At 62.7% G+C, this 6448-nt stretch carries 6 protein-coding genes; 3 read left to right on the top strand and 3 right to left on the bottom strand.

The annotated features are described in order from the left end of the window. Nucleotides 1–258 precede the first annotated feature (258 nt). Nucleotides 259–1446 carry a beta-ketoacyl-[acyl-carrier-protein] synthase family protein gene (locus H0V78_01190; GenBank protein ID MBA2350434.1) on the bottom strand — a complete coding sequence of 396 codons (1188 nt, stop codon included), beginning with the start codon at nucleotides 1444–1446 and terminating at the stop codon, nucleotides 259–261. Between the two features lie 382 nt (nucleotides 1447–1828). On the opposite strand from H0V78_01190, the gene H0V78_01185 reads away from it, so the two are divergent. The 3 genes from H0V78_01185 to H0V78_01175 are packed head-to-tail and all read left to right on the top strand — an operon-like array spanning nucleotide 1829 to nucleotide 4579. Then, the gene (locus tag H0V78_01185) at nucleotides 1829–2692 is read left to right on the top strand and encodes a polysaccharide deacetylase family protein (protein MBA2350433.1); all 864 of its coding nucleotides are present in this window, start codon (nucleotides 1829–1831) and stop codon (nucleotides 2690–2692) included. Further along, complete coding sequence (locus H0V78_01180; GenBank protein ID MBA2350432.1) at nucleotides 2692–3756, top strand: hypothetical protein; 1065 nt, start codon at nucleotides 2692–2694, stop codon at nucleotides 3754–3756. Before H0V78_01185 ends, H0V78_01180 begins: the two co-directional genes overlap by 1 nt. After that, the gene (locus H0V78_01175; protein ID MBA2350431.1) at nucleotides 3740–4579 is read left to right on the top strand and encodes a MipA/OmpV family protein; all 840 of its coding nucleotides are present in this window, start codon (nucleotides 3740–3742) and stop codon (nucleotides 4577–4579) included. The genes H0V78_01180 and H0V78_01175 overlap by 17 nt, the downstream gene beginning before the upstream one ends. A gap of 9 nt (nucleotides 4580–4588) precedes the next feature. Here H0V78_01175 and H0V78_01170 read toward each other — a convergent pair whose 3' ends face one another. Further along, nucleotides 4589–5836 (bottom strand): class I SAM-dependent methyltransferase, encoded by a 1248-nt coding sequence (locus H0V78_01170; protein MBA2350430.1) that lies wholly within the window; start codon nucleotides 5834–5836, stop codon nucleotides 4589–4591. Beyond that, on the bottom strand, nucleotides 5833–6448 hold a 616-nt coding region (gene fabG, locus H0V78_01165), incomplete at its 5' end, for a 3-oxoacyl-ACP reductase FabG (protein ID MBA2350429.1). The genes H0V78_01170 and fabG, both read right to left, overlap by 4 nt.

Here is a 6448-nt window from a genome sequence, read left to right as displayed (position 1 = left end):
GGAAGTGTTCACCACCACCAAGGCATAACCACGGGCGGCGCGCTAAGGAACCTCTGATTAACCTATCCACCCCCGCGTTGCGACGAGAAGGCCGCAGATGCAAGGCGCGGGAAGAAGGGCAGTGCTTGCTCCACGACCGAGTCCCGCAACGCCGCAGATGCGGCCTTATCGTCGCAACCCGCATGGGCCGGCGCTTTCCGGGCGCCTCGCTTTGTCGTGGGTCGCTTGTGTGGAGGTGGATAGGTTAATCAGAGGCTCCTAATGCGTACGGCCCAACACCAAGCTGCAATTGTTGCCGCCGAAACCGAACGAATTCGACAGCACGTAGCGCAAGGTGCGCGATTCCGCATGCAACGCAATGTGGCTTTTCAAAGTCGGGTCGAGATGCCTCGTGTTGAGGCTGGCCGGAATGAAATCGTGCTGCAGGCACAGACCGGCTATGACCGCTTCGGTAATGCCAGCGGCGCCCAGCGTATGCCCGGTCCAGCCCTTGGTCGAATTACACGGCACATCGGCGCCGAAAATGCGGTAGAGCGCGGCGTCTTCGCAGCGGTCGTTTGCGGGTGTCGCGGTGCCGTGCATGTTGACGTAACCGACATCCGCAGGCTGCAAACCGGCGCGCGCCAGCGCCTCTCGCATCGCGAGATAAGCTCCTTCGCCTTCCGGGTGCGGCGCCGACATATGGTAGGCGTCCGAGCTTTCGCCGAAGCCGGCGAGCGCGAGTTCGCCCTCACCTGCGCCGCCGCGTTCGAGCAGCGCGAAACCAGCCGCCTCACCGATCGAAATTCCCGCGCGCGCGATATCGCAAGGACGGCAGACGTCGGGCGAGACGAGTTCGAGCGAGTTGAAGCCGCACAGCGTGGTTAGACAAAGGCTGTCGACACCGCCGACCACCGCAGCGTCGGCGAGCCCGGCTTCGAGCCAGCGGGAAGCGCACGCAAACACCTTGGCGCTCGAAGAACACGCGGTCGAAATCGCCGCTGCCGGACCTTGCAGGCGCAAGTAACGACGCACGAAATCCGCGGCCGCAAAGACATTGTGGCTGTAGCGGTAGCGAAACGTCGACGGCAGCGCACCGGTCTGCGGATCCCGCGCGCGGTAGGCAAGTTCAGTCTCATGGATGCCGGACGTGCTGGTGCCGATCAGCACTGCGATACGATGTGCGCCATAGCGCTCGCGGGCGCGCGCGACACTGCGGTCGAATCCGTCCTGCGCGAGACCCGCCCGGGCGAGACGATTATTGCGGCAATCGAATTGCGCGAGTTCGCCGTTGACCGGCTCGTCCTCTAGTCCATCGACGCGGCCGATCCAGGTGTCGAGCGCCACCGTTTCGAAATCGTTGCGGCGCAGTCCGCAGCGTCCATCGCGCAGCGCTGCGAAGGTGGCGGCGCGGCCACGGCCGAGCGCGTTGACGCTGGTGAAATCGCTGATGACAAGAGGTTTCAAAATGTTGGGCTGCGAAAGGCGTAATCGAAAGCGTAATCCAGTATATCGGAAGACCGCAGGGCGATGACACAGAACCGTCATATTTGTGTGACGTTGAGCCGCCGCCTTGGAGCTTGTCCGTAAATAATTCAGCCCTGCGCCGGGGTCACCAGCAGGCTGATGAAAAACGTAGCGAGCGCAGCCAAGACCGGGCGCGAAATGCCGAAAAAGCGGAATGTATATAGGAATACATGAGCATTTTGTGGCCCTGAGGAGCGTAGTATTGGCAATCGCAGTAGTTTTTCAGCAACCTGCTAAAGCGCAGGCCGTGAAGCAGGACGCGCCGTTGCTATCACGGACAAGCTCTTAGTCCCCGGCGCGCCGATCTGTTAGCATTTCGCTCATGCAATCGCAGATTCGATCCGCTCGCGGCCAGGTAGAAGAGTCGATCGCCACAGGCCGCCGCTGGCGGCCTGTGCCGGCCATACGCATGTCCATGCTGTTGCACGTAAGCGGTCTCGCGGCCATCGCAGTTTCACCGCCGTCGTGGCCGTATGTCACCGCTGCCGTAGCCTGCAACCACCTGCTTTTGGGTTTGGCCGGCATGCTCCCGCGCAGCGCGCTACTCGGCGCCAACCTGAGGCGCTTGCCGCAGTCAGCGGTCGCCCGCGATGAAATTGCATTGACCTTCGACGATGGCCCCGACCCGACCGTGACGCCGCAGGTTCTGGATGTGCTCGACCGCCACGGCGCAAAAGCGAGTTTCTTTTGCGTAGGCGCCCATGCCGCGCAATATCCCGACCTGGTTCAGGAAATTGTTCGCCGCGGTCACCGGGTTGAAAATCACAGCAACCGGCATTCGCCCGCTTTCGCGGCGTACGGCCTTGACCGCTTGCAGCGCGACATCGCCGCTGCTCAGCAAACGCTGCAAACGCTGAGCGGTCGGACGCCAGCATTTTTTCGCGCGCCCATGGGTTTGCGCAATCCGCTGCTCGATCCGGTACTGGCCCGATTGGGTTTGCGTTACGTGTCGTGGACGCGACGCGGCTTCGACGCCGTCGATCGTGATGCGTCAGCGGTGCTCGCGCGCCTGACTCGCGGGCTCGCCGCCGGCGACCTGCTGGTGCTGCACGATGGCGCCATGACGCGGCGGCGCGGCGCGCCACCGGTCGTGTTATCCGTGCTGCCCGCGCTGCTGGAAAAGATCGAAGCGCTCAAGCTCAGAGCGGTAACGCTGGCGGATGGGTTCCGCTTGCCCTGCCCGTAATGAACAAAAAATCGCTTGCATTTGATGCGGCACCCACGAATGCGCCCGTGTTGGCCGCGAATTTTACGATCGCTCTGGAACCGGCAGCTACAAAGCAACGCTGGCTGAACGACGATTCGGTGCTCGCCGTTTTGCGGTTCGGCGAGCATACCGCCATCAACCGCGGCAATCCGCGCGAAGTCTCGATTGCCCTGCCGGCGCTGCGGCGACGCGACGACCCGGACCTCATCGAGGTCTGGCACAGCGTGGCGCCAATCGCACGCGGAAGCGATGCCGGCATAACTTACGCAAGCAATGGCGCGGTTTTGTTCGGTCATCTGCTGATCGAAGAAACCGGCGAGGGCCAACTTTCAGCCGCGACCAGGGGCGCTTATCTCGACATACTGCGTCTGCTCGACCGCGCCGGCTATCCGCGCTTGTTGCGCATGTGGAATTATTTTTCGGCGATCAACCGTGATGTTGACGGACTCGAGCGCTATCGCGCATTTTGCGTCGGACGCCATGAAGCATTCGGCGCACGCGGCTTCGAAGAACATCGGCTTGCCGCGGCGAGCGCGGTCGGCTCGCTTGCGCCTGGATTGTTGATCTACTTCATCGCCGCCCGCGAATCCGGATTGCCGGTCGAAAATCCGCGCCAGGTTAGCGCCTACCATTATCCGGACTGCTACGCCCCGAAAAGCCCGCTGTTCTCGCGCGCGATACTCAAACCGTGGCGAGCGGGCGCGCATCTCTACGTTTCGGGAACCGCGAGCATCGTCGGGCATAGCACGCGCCACTTCGACAATACGCTCGAGCAGTTTCGCGAGACGGCGCGCAACCTCGAGGCTATCATCGCGACAGCCAACCGCCTGCGGCCGCCCGCGTTGAAGTCGAGCCCGCTGAAATCGCTCGCGCAACTGAGTCATCTGAAAATCTACCTGCGCGACGCGAACGATCTGCCCTTGCTCGACGCCGAAGTCGGTCGTGTGTTCGGGTCGGCGATGCCGCGCCTCTATCTGCTTGCCGAAATTTGCCGGCGCGAGCTGTTGCTGGAAATCGACGCGTTTTATGCCGAAGCGGCGTAACGCAGTAACGCTCGCCGCGGTAGTCTGGTTCTCCGCTGCCCAAGCGAAAGCCGAACCTCTGCCGTTATGGGAGGCGGGCGCCGGCGCCGCTATCCTTAATCTGACCGACTACCGCGGCTCGAACGAGCGCAAGACCTATGTGTTGCCGGTGCCTTACCTGGTCTATCGCGGCGAGGTGCTGCAAGTCGATCGGCAAAAGGTACGCGGACTGCTTTATTCCAGCGAGATCGCCGAGTTCGATTTCAGTGTCGGCGGTTCAGTCCCGGTCGATAGCGAAGACAACCAGGCGCGGCGCGGCATGCCCGACCTCGATCCCACTCTGGAACTCGGCCCATCCCTGAATTTTTTCCTGTATCGCAGCCCGACGCGCCAATTCAACCTCGACCTGCGGCTGCCTTTTCGCGCCGTCGAAGCGACCGATTTCAGCGGCATCCACCATCAAGGCTGGTTGTTTCATCCGCACCTCAATATCGATTTGAAAGGCGTCGTTCCCGGGCCGGGCTGGAATCTCGGGCTGCTGGCCGGGCCCTTGTTCGGCAGCCGGCGCTATCACGAATATTTCTACGGCGTGGCGCCGCAATTCGCTACCGCGGAACGCGCGCCTTTCGCTGCCAACGGCGGGTACGCCGGCGCGCAGTTCATTGCCGCGTTGAGCAAGCGTTTCGATAATTATTGGTTCGGCGCTTTCGTCAAGGCCGATACCCTCGAAGGCGCAGCGTTCGAGGACAGCCCGCTGGTCAGGAAAAAGAACTTTCTGACCGGCGGTTTCGCCTTCGCCTGGGTATTCGCGAAATCCGGCAAACTGGTGGACGCGAAGGAATAGCAGGCGGGATCAGATGGGCGGCTTTTGCCCGGATACCGCGGACGCCAGAAAATTCGGACAGATTTCGAGCAGGCGTTCCGGCGCAGGCGTAAGCTCGATGCCGGTAAAGCGCGCGTGCGCCAGCGCCAGGCGCCAGTGGGCTGCGCTCAAAAAGCCGGGTCGAGGTCGAAACTGCGGGTCAGTCTGGACGTCGCGAAAGCTGGCTAGCGTTTGAAAAATCAGTTCGGGAAAAATCGGCTTGGCCGCGCGCAGGCACTCGCCCAGCACCAGCCAACCGCTGGCGCGCAGCGCAGCGCTCGCCTCGCCGAGGCTGAACGCCAGATCTTTGGCGACGTGCATAACGTTGACGCCGAATACGAGATCGAATTCTCCTGCCGCGAAACCCTGTTCCGACCAGGGACGGTCGATGTCGAGGGCAACGAACTCCAGCGGCAGCCCAACAAAGCGGCGCTTCAAATGACGCTCACCGCGCCGCCGAAAGAACGGGCTGGGTTCGCTGATCACGTAGCGCTCGAGTTGCGCGGCGAGCCCGCGCTGATGCAGAAGGCCAAGCAAAATGTCGCTTGCGCTGCCGGCGCCGGCGCCGATTTCAAGGATGCGAAACTTCGCATTGCCGTCGAGTCGCTGCACTGCGGCCAGCGCCGCGACCCAGTTGTTGACCGCGTACGCCGGGTTGGCGTTGTTGAAATAGCTGAGCCAGAGCTCGATGTGCTGCAGGTCGAACAGCACCTGATCGGCCGAGACCTCACCGCGCGCCAGTCCCGGATAAAGCGCCGCGACGCGCTCGAGCAGCGTCAGCGTCGGCTCATTGGCGGGATCGATCGCGAGCCCGGCAGCACGCAGCGACGCGAGCCTGCTGTCGTCCGGTTCGCTCAACCGCCGATAGCGCGGGCTGCCGCCGCCCACGCTTTGCGCCTCGATGCGGCCGACCTCGGCCGCCTGATGCAGCAGCCATACCAAAGCATCGGCGAATTGCGGCTCGAACGCCAGAGCACGGTTTAATTCGTCGCCGCTGCGCCAGTTATCGAGCTCCCGGGCTGCGCCCAGACGCTGCAAGATATCGACTGCCAACTCCTCTGTATAACGGGCGATGAGTTCGATGCTGTAATGCAGCTTCTCGGAACAAGCTTCGGGCGGATAGCCGGCCAGCAGCTCAACCATGCGCGCGTCGAGCGGCCGCGGTGTGAACATCGAGCTAACAGAACGCAGCGCGGCCCCTATGGGATCGTCAGCCGCAAAATCAACAGCATTGGTCATGCCATCGCACCGTTGATCGAAATGATCTGACCGGATATATAGGACGCTGCATCCGAAACCAGAAAAGCGACCAGACTCGCAACCTCATCCGGCGTACCGGCGCGCTGCATCGGCACCATCGCCGCGATCTGTTCCGCGCTGAACGTTGCGGCCGCGCGCGATTCGATGATGCCCGGCGCGACGGCATTGACGGTGACGCCACGCGACGCGACTTCCATGGCGAGCGATTTGGTCGCACCGTGCAAGCCGGCCTTGGCCGCTGCGTAGTTGGTTTGGCCGCGGTTGCCGATCACGCCGGCGACCGAAGAAATATTGACGATACGGCCCCACCGGGTACGCAGCATCGGCAGCAGCAACGGCTGCGTGACGTTGAAAAAGCCGTCCAGGGAAACCGCGATCACGCGCCGCCATTGTTCGGCCGACATGCCTGCCATGTTGGCATCTTCGTAGATGCCGGCGTTGTTGACGACGATCTGGATCGCTCCGCCTTGCAGCAGTGGCTCGAGCGCGGCAACCGTCGCCCGGCCATCGGCAACATCGAAGTGCGTCGTTTCGGCGCCGCCACCGGCAGCACGAATTCCGGCGGCGATCCGTTCGGCGCCCGCAAGATTG

It is taken from the genome of Burkholderiales bacterium (assembly GCA_013695435.1).
Lineage (GTDB): Bacteria > Pseudomonadota > Gammaproteobacteria > Burkholderiales > JACMKV01 > JACMKV01.
The sequence above is the reverse complement of the archived record's forward strand: the minus strand, read 5'-3'. Positions and strand labels throughout refer to the sequence as shown.

What these genes read in the sequence shown, in the direction of transcription:
- H0V78_01185 (MBA2350433.1), top strand. Translation starts at nt 1,829, where the DNA reads ATGCAATCGCAGATTCGATCCGCTCGCGGCCAGGTAGAAGAGTCGATC.
- H0V78_01180 (MBA2350432.1), top strand. Translation starts at nt 2,692, where the DNA reads ATGAACAAAAAATCGCTTGCATTTGATGCGGCACCCACGAATGCGCCC.
- H0V78_01175 (MBA2350431.1), top strand. Translation starts at nt 3,740, where the DNA reads ATGCCGAAGCGGCGTAACGCAGTAACGCTCGCCGCGGTAGTCTGGTTC.
- H0V78_01170 (MBA2350430.1), bottom strand. Translation starts at nt 5,836, where the DNA reads ATGACCAATGCTGTTGATTTTGCGGCTGACGATCCCATAGGGGCCGCG.